Source organism: Lentzea guizhouensis (assembly GCF_001701025.1).
Taxonomy (GTDB): Bacteria; Actinomycetota; Actinomycetes; order Mycobacteriales; family Pseudonocardiaceae; genus Lentzea; species Lentzea guizhouensis.
Genome location: NZ_CP016793.1, coordinates 8,089,157 through 8,111,871, shown reverse-complemented (window position 1 = coordinate 8,111,871; position 22,715 = coordinate 8,089,157). Strand labels below are relative to the sequence as shown.

Below are 22,715 nucleotides of genomic sequence, written 5' to 3'. Positions count from 1 at the left end.
GGTAGGTTAGAGTATGGCCCATGGAGCACTTCCGGCGCGAGGTGCGGGAATGGTTGTCCGCCAACCTCGTCGGCGAGTTCGCCGAACTGCGCGGCCTTGGTGGGCCCGGTCGTGAGCACGAGGCGTTCGAACAACGGTTGCGGTGGGACCGGCACCTGGCGGCCCACGGGTGGACGGCGCTCAGCTGGCCCGGCGAGCGCACGATCGACGAGCAGGTCGTGTTCCACGAGGAGTACGCGCGGGCGCAGGCTCCGGCACGGGTGAACGTCGTCGGCGAGGGCCTGCTGGGGCCGACGCTGTGCGCGTTCGGCACACCGGAGCAACGGAAGCGGTTCCTGCCCAAGATCCGCGCGGTCGAGGAGCTGTGGTGCCAGGGCTACTCCGAACCCGGCGCCGGCTCGGATCTGGCGTCGGTCAGCACCAGGGCCGAGCTCGTGAACGGCCGGTGGGTGATCACCGGGCAGAAGATCTGGACCTCGCTCGCGCACGTCGCCGACTGGTGTTTCGTGCTCGCGCGGACCGAACCGGGATCCCGGCGCCACCACGGCCTGTCGTACCTGCTCGTGCCGATGGGCCAGCCCGGGATCGAGGTCCGCCCGATCCGCCAGCTGACCGGCACGTCCGAGTTCAACGAGGTGTTCTTCGACGGCGCGGTGACCGCGGAGGAGAACGTCGTCGGCAAGCCCGGCGAGGGCTGGAAGATCGCGATGGCCACCCTCGGGTTCGAACGCGGTGTCGCGATGCTCGGCCACCAGGTCGCGTTCCGGCGGGAGCTCGACGAGCTGATCGCGCAGGCCCCCGACGACCCGATCCTGCAGGACCGGCTCACCAGGGCGTGGCTCGACCTGCACGTCATGCGCTCGCACACGCTCAGGACGCTCGGCGCCGAACCCGGTCCGGAGGCCTCGGTGACGAAGCTGTTCTGGTCCGGCTGGCACAAGAGACTCGGAGAGCTCGCGATGGACGTCCTCGGCCCCGCCTCGATGCTCGACGGCAACCCGCACCAGGCCACGTTCCTGTTCAGCCGCGCCGAGACGATCTACGGCGGCTCCGACGAGGTCCAGCGCGAGATCATCGCCCACCGCGTCCTGGGACTGCCCCGGTGAAGGGCCACGACCTGCTCGCGGACAAGGTCGTCGTGGTCACCGCCGCGGCCGGGACGGGGATCGGCTCGGCCACCGCGCGCAGGTGCCTCGAAGAGGGCGCCACGGTCGTGATCAGCGACTGGCACGAGCGCCGTCTGAAGGAGACCCACGAGTCCCTCGGCGCCCACCACGCGATCTCGTGCGACGTCACGAACGAGGACCAGGTGCAGGCTCTGGTCGGCGAGACCGTCGAACGGTTCGGCCGGATCGACGTGATGGTCAACAACGCCGGTCTCGGTGGCGAGAAGCCGGTCGTCGACATGACCGACGACGAGTGGTCGCGCGTGCTGGACGTGACGCTGAACGGCACCTTCCGCTGCACCAGGGCCGCGTTGCGCCAAATGGTCGTCCAACGATCCGGTGTCGTCGTCAACAACTCCAGTGTGATCGGCTGGCGCGCGCAGAAGGGTCAAGCCCATTACGCCGCAGCGAAAGCCGGGGTCATGGCGTTGACCAGGTGCGCCGCGATGGACGTGGCCGAGCACGGCATCCGGGTGAACGCGGTCGCTCCGAGCTTGGCCGCGCACCCGTTCTTGAGCAAGGTCACCAGTGAGGAGTTGCTGACGGAGCTCGCGTCCAGGGAGGCGTTCGGGCGCGCCGCCGAGCCGTGGGAGGTCGCGAATGTGATCGTGTTCCTCGCGAGCGACTACTCGTCCTACCTGACGGGCGAGGTCGTCTCGGTGAGCAGTCAGCACCCGTGAGGAAGGAACAACCGATGAGCAGGCCGAAATCGTGAGCAACCGGCGCCAGGAGCTGCTCGCGTTGGCGGCGAGGATGTTCGCCGAACGCGGGTACGGGCAGACGACGGTGCGCGACATCGCGGACGCGGCGGGCATCCTGTCCGGCAGCCTCTACCACCACTTCGACTCGAAGGAGTCGATGGTGGACGAGATCCTGCGGTCGTTCCTCGACGAGCTGTTCACCCGCTACCGCGAGATCGTCGACGCGGGCCTCGGGCCGAAGCAGACGCTGAAGGCGCTGGTCGTGGCGTCGTTCGAGGCGATCGACACCCGCCACGCCGAGGTGGCGATCTACCAGAACGAGACCAAGCACCTGGCCGGGCTGGAGCGGTTCTCCTACGTCGACGACCGCAGCGTGGAGTTCCGCAAGCTGTGGACCGTGCTGCTGGAGGACGGCATCCGGGCCGGGGTGTTCCGCGCCGACCTCGACGTCGACCTCGCGTACCGGTTCATCCGCGACACGGTCTGGGTGGCCGTGCGCTGGTACCGGCCGGACGGCGAGCTGTCCGCGGAGACCGTCGCCGAGGAGTACCTGGCGATCCTGCTCGACGGGATCGCGACCAGGCGTCAGCCCAAGAGGTCAGCCGCGCAGTCGAAGAACTAGAAGGAGGGCCCCTCGTGGCCGAGGCGTACATCATCGAGGCTGTGCGGACCCCGGCGGGACGGCGCGGCGGCGTGCTGAGCCACGTGCACCCGGCCGATCTCGGCGCGCACGTGATCACCGCGCTGCTCAACCGGGTTGACGTCGACCCGACCGACGTGGACGACGTGATCTTCGGCTGCGTGGACACCGTCGGGCCGCAGGCGGGGGACATCGCCCGCACGGCGTGGCTCGCGGCCGGGTTCCCCGAGCAGGTGCCGGGGGTGACGGTCGACCGGCAGTGCGGGTCGAGCCAGCAGGCGGTGCACTTCGCGGCGCAGGCGGTGATGAGCGGGACGGCCGACTTCGTCGTCGCGGGCGGCGTGCAGAACATGTCGCAGGTGCCGATCGGGTCGGCCATGACGGTGAGCCCGCACGCCGGCTGCGAGGGCTGGGAGCACCGCTACGGCGACGAGGAGGTCAACCAGTTCCGGTCGGCCGACCTGATCGCGGTGCGGTGGGACCTGTCGCGCCGCGAGATGGAGAAGTTCGCGCTGCAGAGCCACCTGCGGGCGTTGACGGCGATCAAGGAGGGCCGGTTCGACCGGGAGGTCGCGCCGGTCGACGGGGTGGTGCACGACGAGTGCCCGCGGCCGGACACCAGCGTGGAGAAGATGGCGGCGCTCAAGCCGTTGCGACCCGACGGGCGGACGACGGCGGCGTTGTCGAGCCAGATCTCCGACGGCGCCTCGGCGGTGCTGGTGGCGTCGGAACGGGCCGTGCGCGAACGCCGGTTGACGCCGCGCGCGCGGGTGCACCACCTGTCCGCACGAGGTTCCGACCCGATCTACATGCTGACCGCGCCGATCCGGGCGACCCGGTACGCGCTGGAACGCGCCGGGATGTCCATTTCGGACATCGACCTGTTCGAGGTGAACGAGGCGTTCGCGTCGGTGCCGCTGGCGTGGGCGAAGGAGCTGGGCGTCGACCTCGGGAAGGTCAACGTCAACGGGGGAGCGCTCGCACTCGGCCACCCGATCGGCGCGACCGGGACGAAGCTGTTCACGACGTTGCTGCACGAGCTGGAGCGCACGGGTGGGCGGTTTGGGTTGCAGACGATGTGCGAGGGCGGCGGTCAGGCGAACGTGACGATCATCGAACGACTCGGGTGAGGCGCTCGATGATCCCCTCGGCGTCGGCGACGACGCCGGAGACCAGCTCGTCGCAGGTCGGCAGGTCGTCGAGCATCCCGACGACCTGACCGGAGGCGAGCACACCGGCGCCGGTCCGGCCCTCGACCAGACCGGCGCGCAGCAGCATCGGCGTGTTCGCGGCCATGACCACCTGCGACCAGGTCAGGTCCTTGCCGTGCTTCAGCGCGAGGCCTTCGCGGATCATCGTGCGCCAGGAGAGGCCGGTGTGGGAGCGGAACCGGGCCGCGTTCGTCAGCGCTCGGGCAAGGCTGCCGACCCGGCCGGAGCGTTCGAGGCGGTCGACGAGGTCGGTGCGCAGGACGCGGTGGGGGAGGCCGTCGACCCTCGTCGTCACGACCGTGCCGGCGAGGTCTTTGCGCAGGTAGGCCTGTTTGACGGCGTCCGGGACCGTGCTCTCCCGGGTGAGCAGGAACCGGGTGCCCATCGCGATGCCCGCCGCACCGTAGGCCAGCGCGGCGGCGAGCCCGCGGCCGTCGAAGAAGCCGCCCGCCGCGACGACCGGGATGTCGACGGCGTCCAGCACGCTCGGCAGCAGCAACGTCGTGGCGACCCCGCCGGTGTGCCCGCCGCCCTCGCCGCCCTGCACGATGACGGCGTGGGCGCCCCAGTTCGCGACCTTCTCGGCGTGCCGGGCCGCCCCGACCGACGGGATGACGACCGTGCCGGCGTCGGCGAGCTTGGCGATCATGTCCGGTTTCGGGGCCAGTGCGAAGGAGGCGACCTTGACCTGTTCGCGGATCAGCAGATCCACGCGTTCGTTCGCGTCGTGTGCGTCGGCGCGCAGGTTGACGCCGAACGGCTGTGCGGTGCGGGCGCGGGTTTCCTTGATGGCGGCTTCGAGCTCGTTGTACGTCATGGTGGCGGACGCGAGGATGCCGAGCCCGCCCGCTTCAGCCGTGGCGGACACCAGCCTCGGCCCGGCGACCCAGCCCATCCCGGTCTGCACGACCGGGTGGCGCACGCCGACCAGGTCGGTCAGCGCGGTCCTCATGACCGGACTTCCCTGTCCCGCTTGGCGTCCGGGTCGAGCCTGGTGCGGATCAGCTCCAGTTCCTCGTCGGTGGGCAGCCGGGTCTCCGTGACGTTGCCGGCGACGAGCGGGAACGACGTCTGCTGCTGCACCTCGTCCACGGACACGCCGGGGTGCACCGAGACCAGCCGCATCGCGTGGTCGGGGGTGGCGAAGTCGAGCACGGCGAGGTTCGTGACCACGCGGTGGATGTCGTGGAACGGGCCGACGGCGCGGTCGTAGCCCACCCCGGACACCACGTCGACCTTTTCGACGAACACCCGTGTGCCGTGCTTCGGCACCCAGTAGCTGGTGCGGTGGTTGATGGTGTTGCCCGGGGCACCGCGGAACCCGAGCAGCTGCCGCGTGGGTCTCGCGTGGTCGCCGATCGCGGAGATGTTCTGGTTGCCGAACCGGTCGACCTGGTTCGCGCCCATCACGACGTGCCTGCGGCCGTGCGCGACCACGTCGAACACCTTCCGGTACGGCAGCCAGCCCTCCACAGTGGACTCCGGCGTGAGCAGGAACGCCTCGCCGTCGCTCACCAGCAGGTCCGGCTCGGTCGTGAGCCTGGCCAGCCGGGCGCCGAGCGAGGGGACCAGGCCCATCGGGCTCGCGAGCGTCTCACCGGCACCGGCGAAGAGGTCGGCGCAGGCCGCGACGCAGATCTCGGCACGCGTGACGTCGCTCATCCCAGGAACCTCTCGTAGAAGTCCGGCCACTGCTCCAGGTCACCCGCGGCGGCGGCGTACTCGCGTTGCCGCTGCTCGTCACGGGGATAGTCGGGCACGCAGCTCGTGAAGCCGGCACCGCCCGGTGCCTCGACGACGCCGTCGACCATCATCCGGTTGAGCAGAAGGGTCTGCGGCGGTCCGTCGAACTGCTCGACGATCCGCTCGCACGAGACGTAGCGCCGGTCGGCGGCCAGGCAGAAGAGGTCGTCGAAGTACGGGTCGGGGCCGAGGTACTGGGCGTTGCCGTGCTTGTCGGCGCGGTTGAGGTGCACGAGCGCCACGTCGAGCTTGAGCGCGGGCATCGCGACCAGCTCTTCGCCGTCGTCGTAGGGCGAGTGGACCGTGCGGATCTCCGGCGCGTACCTGAGCACGTCCGACCCGAGGCCGGCGCGGATCGGCAGGAACGGGAGCCGGTGCGCGGCTGCCTTGAGCCCGATCTGGAACATGCCCTCGTCGAGTTCGAGCACGTCGATCGCGCCGGTCTCGCGGGCCTGTTTGAACCACGGGTCGTAGGCGATGGTGTCGAGCGAGACGAACCCGTAGACCAGCTTGCGGACCTTTCCGGCCGCGCACAGCAGCCCGACGTCCGGGCCGCCGTAGGAGACGATCGTCAGGTCCTTGGTCTTCGTGCGGAGGAGGGCTTTGACCAGGGCCATCGGCTTGCGGCGGGAGCCCCAGCCGCCGATGCCGACGGTCATGCCGTCCTTGATCCCGCCGACGACCTCGTCAGCTGTCATTCGCTTGTCGCGCATGGTTCCCGTCCACGAAGGCCTGCCGGGCGCGGTCGGCCGCGCCGGTGAGGTTCAGCTCGAAGGTGAAGCCCTGTTCGAAGCGGTAGCTCGTGTGCACGCGCTGCGGGTCGATGCCGTTGATCGCCTCCTTGGCCCGGCGGATCACCGCGGTGTCCTTCTTGGCGATCTCCTGCGCCAGCTCGCGCGCCGCGTCGTCGAGCGCGTCCCTGGCCACCACCCGGTAGACGCTGCCGTGGTGGTGCAGCTGGGCGGCGGTGACGTTGGACGCCGTGTAGTACAGCGCCCGCATCAGGTGCTGGGGCACGAGCCGGGCCAGGTGCGTGGCCGCGCCCAACGCGCCGCGGTCGACCTCGGGCAGGCCGAAGTAGGCGTCCTCGGAGGCGATGACCACGTCCGCGTTGCCCACCAGCCCGACCCCGCCGCCGAGGCAGAACCCCTGCACGGCCGCGATGACCGGCACCGCGCAGTCGTACACCGCCCCGAAGGCCTTGGCACAGCCCCGGTTCGCCGCGATCAACGCGTCGTGGCCCGGCGTCCGCTGCATCTCCTTGAGGTCCACACCCGCGCAGAACCCGCGGTTCTCGGCCCGCAGGACCACCACCCGCGCGTCCTCATCCTCGCCCGCGCACGTGATGGTCTCCGCCAGCTCGAACCAGCCGCGCGCCGGCAGCGCGTTGACCGGCGGGAAGTCGATGGTCACTTCGACGATGCCGTTTTCGGTGTGGCTGCTGGAGATCCCCATCGCGCCGCCTTCCAAACCAAGCGATTGCTTGGTAACTTAGCAGCGCCGGAGCGACCGGGGTAGGTGCGGAGTGGAACTCGACCTCGACGGATCAGTGGTGCTGGTGACGGGCGGCGTGCGCGGCGTCGGTGCGGGCATCACGCGCGCGTTCCTGAAAGCCGGCGCGGTCGTCGTGACCTGCGCCCGCCGTCCCGCCGAGGTGCCGGGCGCGTCTTTCGTGCCGTGCGACGTCCGGGACGCCGACCAGGTCGCCGCGCTGGTGTCCTCGATAGTCGCCCGCCACGGCCGGTTGGACGTGGTGGTGAACAACGCGGGTGGCGCGCCGTTCGCTTTGGCTGATCACGCATCGCCGCGGTTCCATCAGAAGATCGTCGAGCTGAACCTGTTAGCGCCCCTGCAGGTCTCGCAGGCCGCCTTCGCGGTGATGCGCGAGCAGCCCGGTGGCGGCTCGATCGTGATGGTGAGCAGCATCAGCGGCCGCCGTCCTTCCCCCGGTACCGCCGCGTATGGCGCCGCCAAGGCAGGTCTGGAGAACCTGACGGCTTCGTTGGCCGTCGAATGGGCGCCCCGAGTGCGTGTGAACGCATTGGCCGTGGGGCTGGTGCGCACCGAACAGTCCCATCTGCACTACGGCGACGAGGCTGGAATCGAAGCTGTGGCGCGCACTGTGCCGTTGGGCCGTCTTGCCACACCGGACGAGGTCGGCGCGTGTGCCGTGTTCCTCGCTTCGCCGCTTGCTTCTTATGTCACGGGTGCGACTTTGCCGGTGCACGGCGGGGGAGAGGTGCCCGCCTTCCTTGCTGCCGCTCAGACCAAGGGGAGTTCTTCATGACGTTGTGCGAGGACCGGGTCGTCATCGTCACGGGCGCAGGACGCGGCATCGGCCGTGCGCACGCTCTGGCGTTCGCCGAAGCCGGTGCGCGTGTCGTGGTGAACGACCTCTCGGCTGCCGTGGCCGGTGAGGTGGCGGCCTCGATCGGTCCGCGGGCAGTGGTGAACACCGACGACGTGGGCACCTGGGCGGGTGCCCGCCGGTTGGTCGAGGCGGCGGTGGACGCGTTCGGCGGCGTGGACGTGCTCGTGAACAACGCGGGCATCGTGCGCGACCGCATGATCGTCAGCTGCACCGAGGACGAGTGGGACGAGGTCATCCGCGTGCACCTCAAGGGCCACTTCGCACCCCTGCACCACCTCGCCGCTCATTGGCGGGCCGTGGCGAAGGCCGGCGGCACGGTCTCGGGCCGGGTCATCAACACCTCGTCGGGCGCCGGTCTGTTCGGCAGTGTCGGCCAGGCCAACTACTCGGCCGCGAAGGCGGGCATCGCCGCACTGACCCTGGTGGCGGCGGCCGAGCTGGGCCGCTACGGGGTCACGGTCAACTCGATCGCGCCCTCTGCCCGCACGCGGATGACCGAGCACGTGTTCGACTCGATGGCGGTGCCGGAACACGGGTTCGACGCGATGGCACCGGAGAACGTGTCGCCGCTGGTGGTGTGGCTGGGCAGTGCCGAGGCCGGGGAGGTGACCGGGAAGATGTTCGAGGTCGACGGCGGGCGGATCTGCCTGGTGGACGGGTGGCAGCGGGGACGGGAGGTGGACAAGGGGGAGCGGTGGACGCCGGGTGAGCTGGGAGCGGTGGTGCGTGAGCTGGTGGCCGGCCACCGGCCTGTCCCGGTGTACGGCGCCTGACCCGCGCGAGAGCGCAAGATTCGGTAGCGTCGTGCACATCGCCAGGGAGGTGCACCGAATGACCTACACGCTGGACGTCTGGTACCACCGCGCCGACGACACCAGTGGTCAGGACGACCCGGTGGCGATCACGTCGAGCGCCGAGCTCGAAGACCTGCTCACCTACGTCCTGAGCCACCCGCAGCCGCATCCTCCGCGGATCGTCGTCCGCGAACGCCCCGCCGCCGGTCCGCACCACGGGCCGGACACCCTGATCAAGCTGGCCGTCGCACCCCTGGAACAGGTCGGCGCGCTCCTGTTCCTGGGCCCCGAGTCCTGGGCGCCGACCACCGACGGCGACACGTCGACCGGCGTGTACGCGACCCGCGCCGAGACACCCGTTCCCGGCGCTCCGACGTTGTACGTCGACAACGACACGAAGACGCCGTTTCCGGCCCACGCGGCACTGCCGATCCCGCACGTCCTCGCCGCCCTGGAGGAGTTCCGCCAGACCGGCGAGCGACCGACGTGCGTGGACTGGCAGGAGTCGCAGGTGTCCTGAGCCGGTGGCGTGTCGCTGCTAGGGCCTGTGTCGAAGTCCATGTTCGCGATAGCCGGGTCTGAGGCGGCCCCTGGGGGCACGGGCGAACAGCCCACATACAACACCGGTATGCGGGCTGTTCGCCCGCACCTCCAGGAACCACCTCAGGCCCGACTCTCATCGAACGGGACCTCGACACAGGCCCTAGCCGTACTGGACCTGGAACTCCTTGATCCCGTTCAACCACCCCGACCTCAACCGCCGCGGCGCCCCCACCTCCCGGATGTCCGGCATGTGGTCCGCGATCGCGTTGAAGATCAGGTCGATCTCCAGCCGCGCCAGGTTCGCCCCGACGCAGAAGTGCGCCCCACTCCCGCCGAACCCGAGGTGCGGGTTGGGATCACGGGTGATGTCGAACCGCTGCGGGTCCTCGAACACCTCCTCGTCGAAGTTCGCCGACGAGTAGAACAGCCCGACCCGCTGCCCCTTCTTGATCTCGACGCCGCTCAGCTCGGTGTCCCGCGTCGCCGTGCGCTGGAACACGACCACCGGCGTGGCGTAGCGGACGATCTCGTCGGCGGCGGTGGCCGGGCGTTCGGCCTTGAAGAGCTCCCACTGGTCCGGGTGGTCGAAGAACGCTTTCATGCCGTGCGTGATGGCGTTGCGGGTGGTCTCGTTGCCGGCGACGGCCAGCAGCAGCACGAAGAAGCCGAACTCCTCCGACTTGAGGCCCGCACCGTCCACATCGGCCTGGACGAGCTTGGTGACGATGTCCTCGCGCGGGCACGAGCGCCGGTCCTCCGCCATGGTCCAGGAGTAGCCGAGGAGCTCGGTGGCCGCGGTGAGCGGGTCGATGTCGATCTCCGGGTCGTCGTAGGAGATCATCTGGTTCGACCAGTCGAAGATCTTGCGGCGGTCGTCCTGCGGGATGCCGATGAGCTCGGCGATCGCCTGCAGGGGCAGCTCGCACGCGACGTCCTCGACGAAGTTGCCGTGGCCCTTGCGCTTCGCCTCGGTGACGATCTGCTCGGCCCTGGTGCTCAACGCGTCGCGCAGGCTGTTGATCGCCCGCGGGGTGAAGCCGCGCGAGATGATGCCGCGGACCTTGGTGTGCACCGGCGGGTCCATGTTGAGCAGCAGCAACCGCTGCATGTCGATCCGCTCGCGCGGCAGGTCGTCCTGGAACCGGATGATCGCGGTGTTCTCCCAGCTGGAGAAGAGCTCGCTGTTGCGCGACACCTCCTTGACGTCGGCGTGCTTCGTGACCACCCAGAACCCGTCGTCGGAGAAACCGCCCTGGCCGTGCGGGTGCGCGTTCCACCAGATCGGCGCGGTCTGCCGGAGCTCGGCGAACTCCTCGTACGGCAGGCGGTTCGCGTACATGTCGGGGTCGGTGAAGTCGAAGCCCTCCGGGATGCGCGGCTTGCCCACGAGCACACCTCCTAGATGCAACACGTTCTATTCGATTCAAACACGGTTCCAGCTTGTGGTGAAGCCCCCGTACGGCCAAGCTGTCCCCCAAGAGGAACGTGTTCTACTTTTCAGGCGAGGGGAGGCCCGCGTGGGCGGTCCGGTGATCGTGGGAGCGGTGCGCACGCCCATCGGCAAGCGCGCCGGCTGGTTGTCCGGTCTGCACGCGGCCGAGCTCCTCGGTGCGGCACAACGAGGTCTTCTGGACCGGACGGGTGTCGACCCGGCAGAAGTGGAACAGGTCATCGGCGGCACCGTCACCCAGGCGGGCGAGCAGTCGAACAACGTCACCCGCACCGCGTGGTTGCACGCGGGCCTGCCGCAGACGACCGGGTGCACGACGGTCGACTGCCAGTGCGGATCGGCCCAGCAGTCGACACACCTGGTGGCCGGGCTGATCGCGACCGGTGCCATCGACGTCGGCATCGCGTGCGGGGTCGAGGCGATGAGCCGGGTGCCGTTGCGCGCCAACATCGGCGAGTCCGGCACGCCCCGGCCCGAGTCGTGGAGCATCGACCTGCCCAACCAGTTCGTGGCCGCCGAACGGGTGGCGGCACGGCGGGGCATCGGCCGGGAGGAGGTCGACCGGTTCGGGGTCGCGTCGCAGACCAAGGCGCGCAGGGCCTGGGCCGAGGGCCGGTTCGCCGCCGAGGTCGTTCCCGTCAAGGTGGGGCAGGAGCTCGTCGAGACCGACCAGGGGCTGCGCGAGACGAGCCTGGAGAAGCTGGCGGCGTTGAAACCGGTGGTGCCCGACGGCGTGCACACGGCCGGCACGTCGTCGCAGATCTCCGACGGCGCCTCGGCGGTGATGGTGGTCGACGCGGCCTGGGCGCAGGCGCACGGCCTGCAGCCGCGGGCCCGGATCGTCACGCAGTGCCTGCTCGGGTCGGACCCGTACTACCACCTCGACGGCCCGGTGGACGCCACGAACCGGCTGCTCGAGCGCAGCGGCATGAAGATCGGCGACATCGACCTGTTCGAGGTCAACGAGGCGTTCGCGTCGGTCGTGCTGTCGTGGGCGGCGGTGCACCGGCCGAACCTGGACCGGGTCAACGTCAACGGCGGCGCCATCGCACTCGGCCACCCGGTCGGCAGCACCGGCACCCGGCTGATCACCACGGCGTTGCACGAGCTGGAGCGCAGGGACGGCACGACGGCGTTGATCACGATGTGCGCGGGTGGCGCCCTGGCGACCGGGACGATCATCGAACGGCTCTAAGTTGGGGGCATGGCCACCACCGCTCGCCGCATGCACGAGCTCCTCGAACCGATCTGCCTGGTCACGTACATGGCCGACGAGGTCGGTGCGGAGTACACCGCACTCGGCCACCGCAACTACTGGGGCGGCTACTTCGCCAGCCGCGCCGCACCGCTCGGGCGCGTGCCGGCGGAGGTCGTGCACGCGGCGTTCTACAGCTTCGCCGAGGGCGAGGCCGCCCGGCACATCCCGAGCGCCTGGGAGAAGATCCCGCCGGAGGAGTCCCTCGCCGCACGGGAACGGGGCAGCGTCGCCTCCCTGCGCCGGATCCTCGGCGACCTGGCCGACACGCAGGGTCTGGTGCGGGCCGCCGACCTCACCACGAAAGCCGCCACGAGCGCGCCCACCGAGGGCCGGATGATGTACGCCGGACTGCGCACCCTCCCGATCCCGGCCGACCCGCTCACGCGGCTGTGGCACTCGGCGACCGTGCTGCGCGAACACCGCGGCGACGGCCACATCGCGGCCCTCGTCACCCACCGCATCGGCGGCACGGAAGCACATGTGATCAGCGCGATCGCGATGGGCATCCACCCGCCCGAGTCGTTCGGCCGCATCCACCACCTGCCGGAGGAGCGGCTGGCCGCGGTCATGGCCGGTCTGCGCGAACGCGGACTGGTCGAAGGCGGCCGGTTCACCGACGCCGGACGCGAGCTGCAGCAGCGCATCGAAGCCCTCACCGACGAGCTCGCCGAGGCGCCCTACGAGGCACTCACACCCGACGAGCTCGACGAGCTGGTCACCGAGCTCGAACCCGTCAGCGCGGTCCTGGTGGCCGCCGGGTCGCGGTGACCACGCTGCTGCTCGACCGCCTCCACACCGCCGGCCTGGACGACGTCACCGCGGTGGAACCGGTCGAGGGTGGGCTCGCGGCGGTCGCGGGCATCGCCGTCCGGGACGGGAACCGACCGCTGTTCGTCAAGTCGTTCGCCGACGTGCCCGCGGACGACCTGTTCGCGGCCGAGGCGCAAGGACTCCACGCCCTGCGGGAACGCGGTGGGCTCACCACGCCCGAGGTGGTCCTCGTGACACGGGACCTGCTGGCGCTGTCGGTGTTGCGAGAACGACCGGAAGACGAGACGTTCTGGGAACAGCTCGCCCACGCGCTCGCCCGGCTGCACACCTCGACGGTGCACGACAGGTTCGGCTGGGAGCGCGACAACTGGCTCGGCCGCTACCGGCAGGTGAACACCTGGACCGCCGACGGCCACGAGTTCTTCGCGCAGCACCGCCTGCTGCGCTGGTTGCCGGAACCACGGGTCGGAAAGGCACTCGGCGAACGGGACCGGCGGGCCCTGGAACGGCTCTGCGACCGCCTGCCCGACCTGCTGCCGGCGAACCCGGCCTGCCTGACCCACGGCGACCTGTGGGCGCAGAACGTCCTGGCCACCGCCGAAGGCCTGCCCGCGGTGATCGACCCGGCGGTGTCCTGCACGTGGGCCGAGGTCGACCTCGCGCACCTGTGGTGCTCCCCGCACCCGCCGGAGGCGAAGCGGTTCTTCGCCGTCTACGTGGAGCTGACCGGCCTGGACGACGACTGGCGCAGCCGGATGCCGTTGATCCAGCTGCGCCAGAGCCTCGCCCTCATCGCCATGTTCGACCACGACTGGGGTGCGGCGGAGCAGGTCCGCGAGATCCTCAGGCCGTTCCGGGTTGGGTGAACGTGGCCATCGCGCGCTCGGTCTCCCAGAACGCCCGCACCGACTTGATCAACCCGTCGTCGCCGACGTGGTAGACGAACACGCCCTCGGTGTCCACGCGCCCGCCACCGGGCAGGAACGCCGAGATCACCCCGACGTTCGCGCACTCGGAGCCCGCCGCGAACGAGTCGTGCATGACGAACTCGAACCGCTCGACGTTCGCGATCGCCAGGTCCCAGAACGCGGAGATGCCCTCCTTGCCGTGGTGGCCCTTGCCCTCGGCGTCGAACATCGACGGACCCACCGGGTCCTCGACCACGGCGTCCTCGGCGAACAGCGCCAGCCACTCGTCCTTCGCCTTGCGCGACACGGCGTCCATCGACTTCCACGACGCCACGCGGGCGGGCGTCTCCGTGCGAGACGCCTTCCAGGTCACCGCGGTCATGCGAACTCCTTCAGCACCTCGTCGGCGAACCGCCGCAACCCGTCCTTCTTCGCTTCCAGCGACCCGTCGAACCCGACGCCGTAGAACAGCCACGGCAGCACGATCACGTCGGTCACGCCGATCTCCTCCAGCTGCCTGTACCCGTCGAGCCCGAACCGGTCGACGCACACCGCCTGGATCTCGAACGGCCGCTCCAACGCCCCCAGGTCACCCAGCTGCGCGATCACCGACTTCAGGTCCTCGAACTTGATCATCGCCGACGTCCAGCCGTCCCCGACCCGTGCCGCGCGCTTGAGAGCAGCAGGCGAGTGGCCGCCGACGTAGAACGGCACCGGCGCGGTCGGCGCGGGCGACATCTGCAACCGGTCGAAGTCGAAGTAGTCGCCGTGGTACTCGACCATCCCGCCGCCCAGCACCAGCTTCAGCACGTCGATCATCTCGTCGACCCGCGGCCCGCGGTTGCGGTACGGCACCCCGCACCACTCGAACTCCTCCGGCGACCAGCCGAGTCCGATGCCAAGACCGAACCGGTTGCCGGTCAGGTGCGCGACCGACCCGATCTGCCGCGCGAGCAGCAACGGGTTGCGCGACCCCAGCTTCAGCACCTGCGTGTAGAAGCCGATGCGCGAGGTCACCGCGCCCATCGCCGCCGCGGCCACGAACGGGTCGACCCACGGGGTCTCGGCGTTCCACATCCGGGAGCCGTCCGGGGTGTACGGGTAGTCCGCGGACACCTTCTCCGAGAAGAACAACGAGTCCGGCAGCGCGATCGAGGCGTACCCGCACTCCTCCGCGCACCGGGCCAGCTCGGTCAGCTGGTCGAGCGGGCTCATGGCGATGCCGACGGTGAACTTCATGCTGGCTTCTCCGATCCGACGACCCACATGGCGAAGAACTGCGAACCACCGCCGTACGCGTGCCCCAGCGCACGCCGCGCCCCGTCGACCTGGTGGTCGCCGGCCGTGCCCATCACCTGCATCGCGGCCTCGGCGAACCGCAGCAGGCCGGACGCGCCGATCGGGTTCGACGACAGCACGCCACCGCTCGGGTTCACCGGCAGCCGCCCGCCGATCTCCGTCTCCCCGGCCTCGGTGAGCTTCCAGCCCTGCCCGATCTCGGTGAACCCCAGGTTCTCCAGCCACATCGGCTCGAACCAGGAGAACGGCACGTAGATCTCGGTCGCGTCCACTTCGGACAGCGGATCGGTGATGCCGGCCTGCTTCCACAACGCCCTGGCCGCGTCCTGACCCGCCCGGGGGTTGACCTGGTCGCGTCCGGCGAACGTGGTCGGCTCGGTGCGCAGCGCGGTCGCGTGGATCCAGGCGGCGCGGGAGGACGTCGGCTCGGCGGAGATCACGATCGCGCAGGCGCCGTCCGACGACGGGCACGTCTCGTCGTACCGGATCGGGTCCCACAGCATCTGCGACGCCCGCACCGACTCGACCGTGATGTCCGGCTGTTTCAAGTGCGCGTAGGGGTTGCGGGCGCCGTTGCGGCGGTCCTTGGCGGCGACCATCGCGCCGACGTGTTCGGGGGCGCCGGCACGGCGGATGTAGGACCGGACGTGCGGCGCGAAGTACCCGCCCGCGCCCGCGTGCACCGGCATCGTGAACGGCGTCGGCACCGACAGCGCCCACATCGCGTTCGACTCCGACTGCTTCTCGAACGCCACGGCCAGCACGCGCTTGTGCACCCCGGCCTGCACCAGCGACGCGGCCACGTTCGCCGTGGTGCCACCGACCGAACCGGCGGTGTGCACCCGCAGCAACGGTTTTCCGACCGCTCCCAGCGCGTCCGCGAGGAACAGCTCGGGCATCATCACGCCCTCGAACAGGTCCGGCGCCTTGCCGAGCACCACGGCGTCGATGTCCGGCCAGTCCACCCCGGCGTCGGCCATCGCGCGGTCGATCGCCTCCCGGCACAGACCCGCCATCGACACGTCGAGCCGTTTCGCGGCGTGGTGCGTCTGGCCGGTGCCGACCACAGCTGCCGGTCGCATCTAGTCCCGCCCTTCCATCACGCAGACCAGGTTCTGCTGCAGCAACGGCCCGCTGGTGGCGTGCCCGAGCACCTTCGAGGCCGTGCCGTCGTGCACCCGGCGCGCCGCCTCGCCGATCCGCGACAGTCCCGCTGTGAACATCGGGTTGCCGGCCAGCACGCCGCCGGACGGGTTGACCGTGATGTCGCCGAGCCCGAGTGCCTGGCTCAGCAGCAGCTCCTGGTGCGTGAACGGCGCGTGCAGCTCGGCCACCTCGACCCCGTCCGCACCCGCCGCCTTGCCCGCGGCCACCGCGGAAGGCGACGCCGTCAGATCCCGCGTGCCGAACGACGGCGAGTCGACCCGGTGCTCGAACCCGGTGATCCACGCGGGCCGCTCGCACAGCTCCCGTGCCCGGTCGCCCGCGGCCAGCACGACCGTCGAGGCGCCGTCGGTGATCGGTGCGCAGTCGTGGCGCCGCAACGGATCCGCCACGTACGGCTCGTCCAGCAGGTCCTCCGGCGACACCGGTCCGGACAGCTGCGCGAGCGGGTTCGACATCGCCGCCGCCCGCGACCTCGCGGCCACCTCGGCCATCGCCCGCTCGCTCCACAGCCCGTCCTCGATGCCCATCCGCGCCTGGATGCCCGCCAGGCCGAGGGAGTCCGGCCACAGCGGCGTCACCACGTACGGGTCGAGCTGCATCGCCATCACCCGCCGCAGCTGGCCGGCCGACGACTTGCCGAAGCCGTACACCAGAGCCGTGTCGACCTCACCGCACTGCAGCTTCACCCACGCCTCGTACAACGCCCACGCCGCGTCCATCTCGACGTGCGACTCCATGATCGGCGGGAACGCGCCGATCGCGTCCACCGCGGACACGAACGAGAACGCCCGCCCCGCCAGGTAGTCCGACGAGCCCGAGCACCAGAACCCGATGTCGGACTTGGTCAGGCCGAGCCCGCCGAGCACCTCGTGGAAGATCGGCACCAGCATCTCGACACCGTTGGTGGTGCCGTCGGTCTCGCGCACGCAGGGCGTCTGCGCGAAACCGACCACAGCGACGTCGCGCATGCGAGCCTCACAGGTGCTGGGAGTAGGAGTCGAACGGCGCGTCCGGCTCGCCGGAGGGCTTGAAGTGGTCGATGTTCTGCATCGTCGGACCCCACTCCTCGCGCGGCTTCCACACCGCCTCGACGCGCATGCCCATCCGCACGTCCTCCGGCGCGACGCCGAGCAACAGGTGCAGGAACGGGATGTCGGCGCCGTCGAGCAGCACGTACGCGGAGACGTACGGCGGCGGGATCCGCTGGCCCAGGAACGGCACGTTGACCACGCAGAACGTCGTGATCGTGCCGCGGTCGGACAGCTCGACGGCGTCGGTGGTCGGCACCCCGTCGGTCGGGCAGGCCGGGCGCGGCGGGAAGTAGACCTTCTCGCACGCCGGGCAGCGCTGCGCGAGCAGCCGGCCCTCCATGAGCCCGCGCAGGAACGGGTCCTCGGTCGGCGACGCGGTGTGCGTGTAGTGCAGGTGGACCGGTGTGGTGACCATGGTGACGTCGTCGGCCTCGACCGGTTCGTCGCCAGGACCGTCGGACAGCTCGAAGCACTCGATGTCGGTGATCGCGCCGACCCGGTCGCCCCGCCAGCGCACGCGGACACGCGCGCCGGTGGAGATCCGGTCGGGCGAACCCGCGTCGACGGCGTGCAGCAACGACGTGTCCGCGCCGTCGAGCTGGATCAACGCCCACGCGAACGGCCGGTCCAGCGGCTGGCCTTCCAGCGGTTCCGGGATCCACGACCACCCGCGCACGACACCGGTCGACGCCACGTCCACGAACTCGGTGAGCCGCTGCGCGGTCACCGGGTCGTACTCCAGCGGAGGCACGTGCACGCGGCCATCCGCGCCGCGGATGCCGGTGACCTTCCTGCGGCGGAGGTCGGAGAGGAAGCGGCCGAGCGTGGGTCCGGTCGAGCGCGTGTAGTCGAAGCCCACGTCCAGCGGAGCACTCAGGGGCCTAGGCACAGATCAAAGTGAAACAGGTTCTCGAAATGGTGGCAAGATGGCGGCATGAAGCTCGGTCTGCAGCTCGGCTACTGGGGCGCTGCGCCGCCCGCGAACGCCCCTGAGCTCGTGGCGGCGGCGGAGGAGTGCGGGTTCGACGCGGTGTTCACCGCGGAGGCCTGGGGCTCCGACGCCTTCACCCCGTTGGCGTGGTGGGGATCCGCGACGCGACGGGTCCGGCTCGGCACGTCGGTCGTGCAGATGTCCGCACGCACACCGGCCGCGTGCGCGATGCACGCGTTGACGCTGGACCACCTGTCCGGCGGCCGGTTCGTCCTCGGGCTCGGCGTGTCCGGGCCGCAGGTCGTGGAGGGCTGGTACGGGCAGCCGTTCGCGAAACCGCTGGCGAGGACCAGGGAGTACGTCTCGGTGCTGCGGCAGGTGCTGGCCCGCGAGGCGCCCGTGGTCAACGACGGGCCGCACTACCCGTTGCCCTACCAGGGGCCTGGTGCGCTGGGCTTGGGCAAGCCGCTCAGGCCGATCACCCACCCGTTGCGCGCCGACCTGCCGATCTGGCTCGGTGCGGAGGGACCGAAGAACGTGTCGCTGGCGGCGGAGATCGCCGACGGCTGGCTCGCGATCTACTACGCGCCGAGGCTCGCCGGCATGTACGACGAGTGGCTGGACGAGGGTCTCGCGAAGGCCGGTCGCAAGCGGGAGGACTTCGAGGTCGCGGCCACCTGCCAGGTCGTCGTGACCGACGATCCCGTTGCCGTGCGCGGGTTTCTCAAGCCGTTCGTCGCCCTGTACATCGGTGGGATGGGTGCGCCCGGGATGAACTTCCACGCCGAGGTGTTCACCCGGATGGGATACGGCGAGGTCGTCGCCGACGTCGGCAAGCTCTACCAGGCCGGGCGCAAGGACGAGGCGGCACAGGTGGTTCCGGACGAGCTGGTGCGCGAGATCAGCATCGTCGGCAACGCCGAGGAGGTGCGCGCCGAGGTCGCCAGGTGGGAGGCAGCCGGGGTCACCCAGCTGCTCGTCGGCTGTCGCGACACCGACTCGATCAAGGCCGTCGCTGAGGCTTGTCAGTAGGTGAAACGCGTTCTACTTTGAGGGGGTGGTAGGACTCTGGAACACCGCGTCGGAGCAGCCGGACCTGACCGCGTTGGTCGATCCCGGCGGCCGTGAGATCACCTACCGGGAGCTGGCAGCCGAGGCGAACCGGTACGGCCGGGGGTTCCAGTCACTGGGGCTGACACCCGGCGACAGCATCGTGCTGATGCTGCCCAACAGCGCCGAGCTCGTGGCGGTGTACTTCGCCGCCTACCAGACCGGTCTCTACGTCGTGATGGCGAACTGGCACCTGACCGGCGCCGAGGTGGCCTACCTCGTGCAGGACAGCGGTGCCAAGGCGCTCGTGGGGCACGAACGGTTCGCTGCGGCGGCAACGGAAGCCGCCGCGAGCCTGCCGGCGGAGGCGAGGTTCGCGGTCGGCGCGATCGACGGCTTCCGGCCCCTGGGAAGCCTCGGCGAGGGAGAGCAGGGCCGACCGGACGTCCGCACGACCGGGTCGCCGATGCTCTACACGTCGGGGACCACCGGCCGGCCGAAGGGCGTGCGCAGGCCGTTGACCGGCGCCGACCCCGACGTGGTGCCCGGCTCGGCGTCGTGGTTCTTCGGCATCTTCGGTATCCGGCCGTTCGACGGGCACGTGCACCTGTGCGGGTCGCCGCTCTACCACACGGCGGTGCTCAACTTCGTCGTCATCTCGATCCAGCTCGGGCACACCGCGGTGTTGATGGACCACTGGGACCCCGAGGAGATGCTGCGGCTGATCGAGCGGCACAAGGTGACGCACAGCCACATGGTGCCGACCCAGTTCCACCGGCTGCTGGCGCTGCCGGACGACGTGAGGAACAAGTACGACCTGTCGTCGTTGCGCGCGATGATCCACGGTGCCGCGCCGTGCCCGATCGAGGTCAAGCGCAGGATGCTCGACTGGTGGGGACCGGTCGTGATCGAGTACTACGCGGCCACCGAGGGCGGTGGCACCGCGATCAGCGCGCAGGAGTGGCTGCGCAAGCCCGGCTCGGTCGGCCTGCCGTGGCCCACCTCGGAGATCAAGGTCCTGGACGAGGACGGGAACGAGCTGCCCGCCGGCGAACGCGGCCTGGTCTACCTGCGGATGGGCGACGCGACGTTCGAGTACCACAGGGACGAGGAGAAGACCCGCGCCGCTCGGGTCGGCAAGCTGTTCACGTTGCAGGACATCGGTTACCTCGACGAGGACGGCTACCTGTTCCTGTGCGACCGGAAGAACGACATGATCATCTCCGGTGGGGTGAACATCTACCCGGCGGAGATCGAGGGCGAGCTGGTGTGCCACCCCAAGGTCGCGGACGTGGCGGTGTTCGGCGTCCCGCACCCGGACTGGGGCGAGCAGATCAAGGCGGTCGTGCAGCCGGTCGACGGTGTGGAGCCCGGTGACGACCTGACCCGCGAGCTGCTCGCGTTCGCCGGCACGCGGCTCGCGAAGTTCAAGCTGCCGCGCACGATCGAGTACCTGACCGAGCTGCCGCGTGATCCGAACGGCAAGCTGTACAAGCGGAAGCTGCGCGACCGTGCGTGAGCTCGTCAAGATGACCCCGGCCGAGGTAGACGCGTTTCTGGCCGGGCAGAGGACGTTGGTCGTGGCGACGATCGGGCGCACCGGGCTGCCGCACCTCGCGCCGATGTGGTTCGCGTTCCTGGACGGCGAGATCGTGTTCTGCACGGACCGCAAGTCGCAGAAGGTCGTGAACCTGCGCCGCGACCCGCGCTGCAGCGTGCTGGCGGAGGCGGGGGAGACCTACGACCAGCTGCGCGGCGTGCACATGGAGGGCGTCACCGAGTTCACGCCCGACCTCGGCCAGGTGGTCGACGCCGTGGTGGCGCGCAACTTCGGCGAGGTCGGCTCCTCGGACGAGGAACGGGAAGCTCTGCGCAAGGCCATGTCACGGCGCGTCGCCGTGATCTTCCGTCCGACCAGGACGGCCAGCTGGGACCACCGGAAGCTGATGTCGGGAGTGACCCCATGACCCTCAACCGCCGTCAGGTGCTCGCCGGAGCCGGTCTCGCGCTGGCGTCCGGACTCGTGCACACCGGCACCGCCCAGGCGGACCTCGGTGAGTACGACGTGGTGGTGGTCGGGTCCGGTGCCGCCGGCATGACCGCCGCGCTCACCGCCGCCAAGCGCGGGCTGAGCGTCGTGGTGGTGGAGAAGGCGCCGACGTTCGGTGGCTCCGCCGCGCGTTCCGGTGCCGGCATCTGGATTCCGAACAACGAGGTGATCCTCGCCGCCGGGGTGCCGGACACGCCGGCGTTGGCGGCGCAGTACCTCTCTGCGGTCGTGGGCGACATCCCGGTGGCGCGGCAGCAGGCGTACCTGAGCGCCGGGCCGCGGATGATCTCGTTCGTGCAGCGCAACAGCCCGCTGCGCTTCCGGTACATGGACGGGTACAGCGACTACTACCCAGAGCTCCCCGGTGGCATCGCACGCGGCCGTTCGATCGAGCCGGACGTGTTCGACGGCAACCTCCTGGGCCCGGAGCTCGCGAACCTGAACCCGCCGTACCTGGCCGTGCCACCGGGCATGGTCATCTTCAGCGCGGACTACAAGTGGCTCGCGCTGGCCCTGGTGAACGCCAAGGGCGCCGCGACGGCCGCTGCTGCACTCGCCCGCGGTACGGCTGCCGCACTGGCCGGGCAGAAGCCGTTGATGATGGGCCAGGCGCTGGCCGGTGCCCTGCGGCTCGGGCTGATGCAGGCCGGTGTGCCGGTGTGGCTGAACACGCCGCTGGTGGACCTGCACGTGGTGGGCGGCGCGGTCCGTGGCGTCGTGACCTCGCGCGGTCTCGTGCGCGCTCGTCGTGGCGTGATCATGGGTTCGGGCGGCTTCGAGCACAACGCGGCCATGCGCGCGCAGTACCAGCAACAGCCGATCGGCACGCAGTGGACCGTGGGGGCGAAGGAGAACACGGGCGACGGCCACCGCGCGGGCCAACGGCTCGGTGCCGCGTTCGACCTGATGGACGACGCCTGGTGGGGTCCCGCGATCCCGGTGCCCGGCACGCCGTACTTCTGCCTGGCCGAACGCACGCTGCCGGGCGGTCTGATGATCAACCAGGCCGGTCGGCGGTTCGTGAACGAGGCCGCGCCCTACAGCGACGTCGTGCACGTCATGTACGACAAGAACCCGACGGCGCCGTGCATCCCGGCGTGGCTGGTGGTCGACCAGAACTACCGCAACCGGTACCTGTTCGCCGACATCGCGCCCGCGCTGCCGTTGCCGGACGGCTGGTACCAGAACGGCGCGGTCGTGAGGAACTGGTCGCTGGACGGCCTGGCGTCGGCGATCGGGGTGCCGGCGGCCGCGTTGAAGGCGACCGTGAGCCGGTTCAACAGCCAGGCCTTGATCGGCCGGGATCCCGACTTCAAGCGTGGTGACAGCGCTTACGACCACTACTACACCGACCCGGCGGTCATCCCGAACTCGTGCCTGGCGCCGTTGTGGGCACCGCCGTTCTACGCGTTCAAGATCGTGCCGGGCGACCTCGGGACGAAGGGCGGCATGGTCACGGACGCGCGCGCTCGGGTGCTGCGGCCGGACGGGTCGGTGATCCCGGGGCTGTACGCGGCGGGCAACGTCAGCTCGGCCGTGATGGGGCGCAGCTACGCCGGGGCCGGGTCGACGATCGGCCCGGCCATGACGTTCGGCTACATCGCCGCCAACGACGTCTAGCGGGTGTGGGG

24 protein-coding genes are annotated in these 22,715 nt (G+C 70.3%); 14 read left to right on the top strand and 10 right to left on the bottom strand.

The genetic code is table 11. The annotated features are described in order from the left end of the window. The first annotated feature begins 20 nt into the window (after positions 1–20). From BBK82_RS38870 to BBK82_RS38855, 4 genes are all read left to right on the top strand, one after another. Positions 21–1,106 (top strand): acyl-CoA dehydrogenase family protein, encoded by a 1,086-nt coding sequence (locus tag BBK82_RS38870; protein ID WP_065919400.1) that lies wholly within the window; start codon positions 21–23, stop codon positions 1,104–1,106. Beyond that, positions 1,103–1,846: an SDR family oxidoreductase gene (locus tag BBK82_RS38865; protein ID WP_065919399.1), complete on the top strand. Its 744-nt coding sequence runs from the start codon at positions 1,103–1,105 to the stop codon at positions 1,844–1,846. Before BBK82_RS38870 ends, BBK82_RS38865 begins: the two co-directional genes overlap by 4 nt. A gap of 73 nt (positions 1,847–1,919) precedes the next feature. Beyond that, on the top strand, positions 1,920–2,489 hold the full coding sequence (locus BBK82_RS38860) for a TetR/AcrR family transcriptional regulator (RefSeq protein WP_083268962.1): 570 nt from the start codon (positions 1,920–1,922) through the stop codon (positions 2,487–2,489). A 14-nt stretch (positions 2,490–2,503) separates the two neighbouring features. Continuing rightward, positions 2,504–3,637 (top strand): acetyl-CoA C-acetyltransferase, encoded by a 1,134-nt coding sequence (locus tag BBK82_RS38855; RefSeq protein WP_065919397.1) that lies wholly within the window; start codon positions 2,504–2,506, stop codon positions 3,635–3,637. Here the strand turns inward: BBK82_RS38855 and BBK82_RS38850 are convergent. The 4 genes from BBK82_RS38850 to BBK82_RS38835 are packed head-to-tail and all read right to left on the bottom strand — an operon-like array spanning position 3,618 to position 6,916. Continuing rightward, positions 3,618–4,670, bottom strand: a complete 1,053-nt coding sequence (locus BBK82_RS38850) for an NAD(P)H-dependent flavin oxidoreductase (RefSeq protein ID WP_065919396.1) — start codon at positions 4,668–4,670, stop codon at positions 3,618–3,620. The two genes, BBK82_RS38855 and BBK82_RS38850, sit on opposite strands and share 20 nt — an antisense overlap. After that, positions 4,667–5,380, bottom strand: coding sequence for a CoA-transferase subunit beta (locus tag BBK82_RS38845; RefSeq protein WP_065919395.1), 714 nt, complete (start codon positions 5,378–5,380; stop codon positions 4,667–4,669). Before BBK82_RS38845 ends, BBK82_RS38850 begins: the two co-directional genes overlap by 4 nt. Then, positions 5,377–6,174, bottom strand: a complete 798-nt coding sequence (locus BBK82_RS38840; RefSeq protein ID WP_065919394.1) for a CoA transferase subunit A — start codon at positions 6,172–6,174, stop codon at positions 5,377–5,379. The genes BBK82_RS38845 and BBK82_RS38840 overlap by 4 nt, the downstream gene beginning before the upstream one ends. Further along, on the bottom strand, positions 6,149–6,916 hold the full coding sequence (locus BBK82_RS38835) for an enoyl-CoA hydratase family protein (protein WP_065919393.1): 768 nt from the start codon (positions 6,914–6,916) through the stop codon (positions 6,149–6,151). Before BBK82_RS38835 ends, BBK82_RS38840 begins: the two co-directional genes overlap by 26 nt. Positions 6,917–6,986: 70 nt before the next feature. Between BBK82_RS38835 and BBK82_RS38830 the strand changes: the two genes are divergently transcribed. Genes BBK82_RS38830 through BBK82_RS38820 form a run of 3 tightly spaced genes read left to right on the top strand, consistent with a single transcriptional unit; the run spans position 6,987 to position 9,146 of the window. Then, positions 6,987–7,748: an SDR family oxidoreductase gene (locus BBK82_RS38830; RefSeq protein ID WP_065919392.1), complete on the top strand. Its 762-nt coding sequence runs from the start codon at positions 6,987–6,989 to the stop codon at positions 7,746–7,748. Then, a complete protein-coding gene (locus BBK82_RS38825; protein WP_065919391.1) occupies positions 7,745–8,605 on the top strand; it encodes an SDR family oxidoreductase in 861 nt (286 codons plus the stop codon). The genes BBK82_RS38830 and BBK82_RS38825 overlap by 4 nt, the downstream gene beginning before the upstream one ends. A gap of 58 nt (positions 8,606–8,663) precedes the next feature. After that, positions 8,664–9,146 (top strand): Imm1 family immunity protein, encoded by a 483-nt coding sequence (locus BBK82_RS38820; protein WP_065919390.1) that lies wholly within the window; start codon positions 8,664–8,666, stop codon positions 9,144–9,146. Positions 9,147–9,329: 183 nt separating this feature from the next. On the opposite strand, the gene BBK82_RS38815 is transcribed toward BBK82_RS38820, so the two are convergent. Next, entirely contained in the window at positions 9,330–10,556 is a 1,227-nt protein-coding gene (locus tag BBK82_RS38815; RefSeq protein ID WP_154697764.1) for a cytochrome P450, read from the bottom strand. A gap of 130 nt (positions 10,557–10,686) precedes the next feature. Here BBK82_RS38815 and BBK82_RS38810 point away from each other — a divergent pair, with 130 nt between their 5' ends. The 3 genes from BBK82_RS38810 to BBK82_RS38800 are packed head-to-tail and all read left to right on the top strand — an operon-like array spanning position 10,687 to position 13,514. Beyond that, positions 10,687–11,814, top strand: coding sequence for a steroid 3-ketoacyl-CoA thiolase (locus BBK82_RS38810; protein ID WP_065919389.1), 1,128 nt, complete (start codon positions 10,687–10,689; stop codon positions 11,812–11,814). A 9-nt stretch (positions 11,815–11,823) separates the two neighbouring features. Beyond that, positions 11,824–12,645 carry an SCO6745 family protein gene (locus tag BBK82_RS38805; protein WP_065919388.1) on the top strand — a complete coding sequence of 274 codons (822 nt, stop codon included), beginning with the start codon at positions 11,824–11,826 and terminating at the stop codon, positions 12,643–12,645. Further along, the gene (locus tag BBK82_RS38800; protein ID WP_065919387.1) at positions 12,642–13,514 is read left to right on the top strand and encodes a fructosamine kinase family protein; all 873 of its coding nucleotides are present in this window, start codon (positions 12,642–12,644) and stop codon (positions 13,512–13,514) included. Before BBK82_RS38805 ends, BBK82_RS38800 begins: the two co-directional genes overlap by 4 nt. Here BBK82_RS38800 and BBK82_RS38795 read toward each other — a convergent pair. From BBK82_RS38795 to BBK82_RS38775, 5 genes are read right to left on the bottom strand one after another with little or no spacing between them, the layout of a single operon-like run. Further along, positions 13,492–13,938 (bottom strand): nuclear transport factor 2 family protein, encoded by a 447-nt coding sequence (locus BBK82_RS38795; RefSeq protein WP_065919386.1) that lies wholly within the window; start codon positions 13,936–13,938, stop codon positions 13,492–13,494. The two genes, BBK82_RS38800 and BBK82_RS38795, sit on opposite strands and share 23 nt — an antisense overlap. Continuing rightward, positions 13,935–14,795: a TIGR03619 family F420-dependent LLM class oxidoreductase gene (locus BBK82_RS38790; RefSeq protein ID WP_065919385.1), complete on the bottom strand. Its 861-nt coding sequence runs from the start codon at positions 14,793–14,795 to the stop codon at positions 13,935–13,937. The genes BBK82_RS38795 and BBK82_RS38790 overlap by 4 nt, the downstream gene beginning before the upstream one ends. Further along, the gene (locus BBK82_RS38785; RefSeq protein ID WP_065919384.1) at positions 14,792–15,937 is read right to left on the bottom strand and encodes a thiolase domain-containing protein; all 1,146 of its coding nucleotides are present in this window, start codon (positions 15,935–15,937) and stop codon (positions 14,792–14,794) included. The genes BBK82_RS38790 and BBK82_RS38785 overlap by 4 nt, the downstream gene beginning before the upstream one ends. After that, positions 15,938–16,990 carry a thiolase domain-containing protein gene (locus tag BBK82_RS38780; RefSeq protein ID WP_065919383.1) on the bottom strand — a complete coding sequence of 351 codons (1,053 nt, stop codon included), beginning with the start codon at positions 16,988–16,990 and terminating at the stop codon, positions 15,938–15,940. It lies immediately after the preceding gene. A 7-nt stretch (positions 16,991–16,997) separates the two neighbouring features. Continuing rightward, positions 16,998–17,942: a Zn-ribbon domain-containing OB-fold protein gene (locus tag BBK82_RS38775; RefSeq protein WP_065919382.1), complete on the bottom strand. Its 945-nt coding sequence runs from the start codon at positions 17,940–17,942 to the stop codon at positions 16,998–17,000. A 45-nt stretch (positions 17,943–17,987) separates the two neighbouring features. Between BBK82_RS38775 and BBK82_RS38770 the strand changes: the two genes are divergently transcribed. From BBK82_RS38770 to kstD, 4 genes are read left to right on the top strand one after another with little or no spacing between them, the layout of a single operon-like run. Beyond that, positions 17,988–19,016 (top strand): LLM class F420-dependent oxidoreductase, encoded by a 1,029-nt coding sequence (locus BBK82_RS38770; RefSeq protein WP_065919381.1) that lies wholly within the window; start codon positions 17,988–17,990, stop codon positions 19,014–19,016. A gap of 25 nt (positions 19,017–19,041) precedes the next feature. Further along, positions 19,042–20,553: an acyl-CoA synthetase gene (locus tag BBK82_RS38765; RefSeq protein ID WP_065919380.1), complete on the top strand. Its 1,512-nt coding sequence runs from the start codon at positions 19,042–19,044 to the stop codon at positions 20,551–20,553. Continuing rightward, the gene (locus BBK82_RS38760; RefSeq protein ID WP_237047809.1) at positions 20,546–21,001 is read left to right on the top strand and encodes a pyridoxamine 5'-phosphate oxidase family protein; all 456 of its coding nucleotides are present in this window, start codon (positions 20,546–20,548) and stop codon (positions 20,999–21,001) included. Before BBK82_RS38765 ends, BBK82_RS38760 begins: the two co-directional genes overlap by 8 nt. Further along, entirely contained in the window at positions 20,998–22,704 is a 1,707-nt protein-coding gene (gene kstD, locus BBK82_RS38755; protein ID WP_065919379.1) for a 3-oxosteroid 1-dehydrogenase, read from the top strand. Before BBK82_RS38760 ends, kstD begins: the two co-directional genes overlap by 4 nt. Positions 22,705–22,715 lie beyond the last annotated feature (11 nt).

Coding starts and splice junctions, on each gene's coding strand:
- BBK82_RS38870 (WP_065919400.1), top strand. CDS start 21: ATGGAGCACTTCCGGCGCGAGGTGCGGGAATGGTTGTCCGCCAACCTC.
- BBK82_RS38860 (WP_083268962.1), top strand. CDS start 1,920: ATGTTCGCCGAACGCGGGTACGGGCAGACGACGGTGCGCGACATCGCG.
- BBK82_RS38850 (WP_065919396.1), bottom strand. CDS start 4,670: ATGAGGACCGCGCTGACCGACCTGGTCGGCGTGCGCCACCCGGTCGTG.
- BBK82_RS38845 (WP_065919395.1), bottom strand. CDS start 5,380: ATGAGCGACGTCACGCGTGCCGAGATCTGCGTCGCGGCCTGCGCCGAC.
- BBK82_RS38840 (WP_065919394.1), bottom strand. CDS start 6,174: ATGCGCGACAAGCGAATGACAGCTGACGAGGTCGTCGGCGGGATCAAG.
- BBK82_RS38835 (WP_065919393.1), bottom strand. CDS start 6,916: ATGGGGATCTCCAGCAGCCACACCGAAAACGGCATCGTCGAAGTGACC.
- BBK82_RS38825 (WP_065919391.1), top strand. CDS start 7,745: ATGACGTTGTGCGAGGACCGGGTCGTCATCGTCACGGGCGCAGGACGC.
- BBK82_RS38820 (WP_065919390.1), top strand. CDS start 8,664: ATGACCTACACGCTGGACGTCTGGTACCACCGCGCCGACGACACCAGT.
- BBK82_RS38805 (WP_065919388.1), top strand. CDS start 11,824: ATGGCCACCACCGCTCGCCGCATGCACGAGCTCCTCGAACCGATCTGC.
- BBK82_RS38795 (WP_065919386.1), bottom strand. CDS start 13,938: ATGACCGCGGTGACCTGGAAGGCGTCTCGCACGGAGACGCCCGCCCGC.
- BBK82_RS38790 (WP_065919385.1), bottom strand. CDS start 14,795: ATGAAGTTCACCGTCGGCATCGCCATGAGCCCGCTCGACCAGCTGACC.
- BBK82_RS38785 (WP_065919384.1), bottom strand. CDS start 15,937: ATGCGACCGGCAGCTGTGGTCGGCACCGGCCAGACGCACCACGCCGCG.
- BBK82_RS38780 (WP_065919383.1), bottom strand. CDS start 16,990: ATGCGCGACGTCGCTGTGGTCGGTTTCGCGCAGACGCCCTGCGTGCGC.
- BBK82_RS38770 (WP_065919381.1), top strand. CDS start 17,988: ATGAAGCTCGGTCTGCAGCTCGGCTACTGGGGCGCTGCGCCGCCCGCG.
- kstD (WP_065919379.1), top strand. CDS start 20,998: ATGACCCTCAACCGCCGTCAGGTGCTCGCCGGAGCCGGTCTCGCGCTG.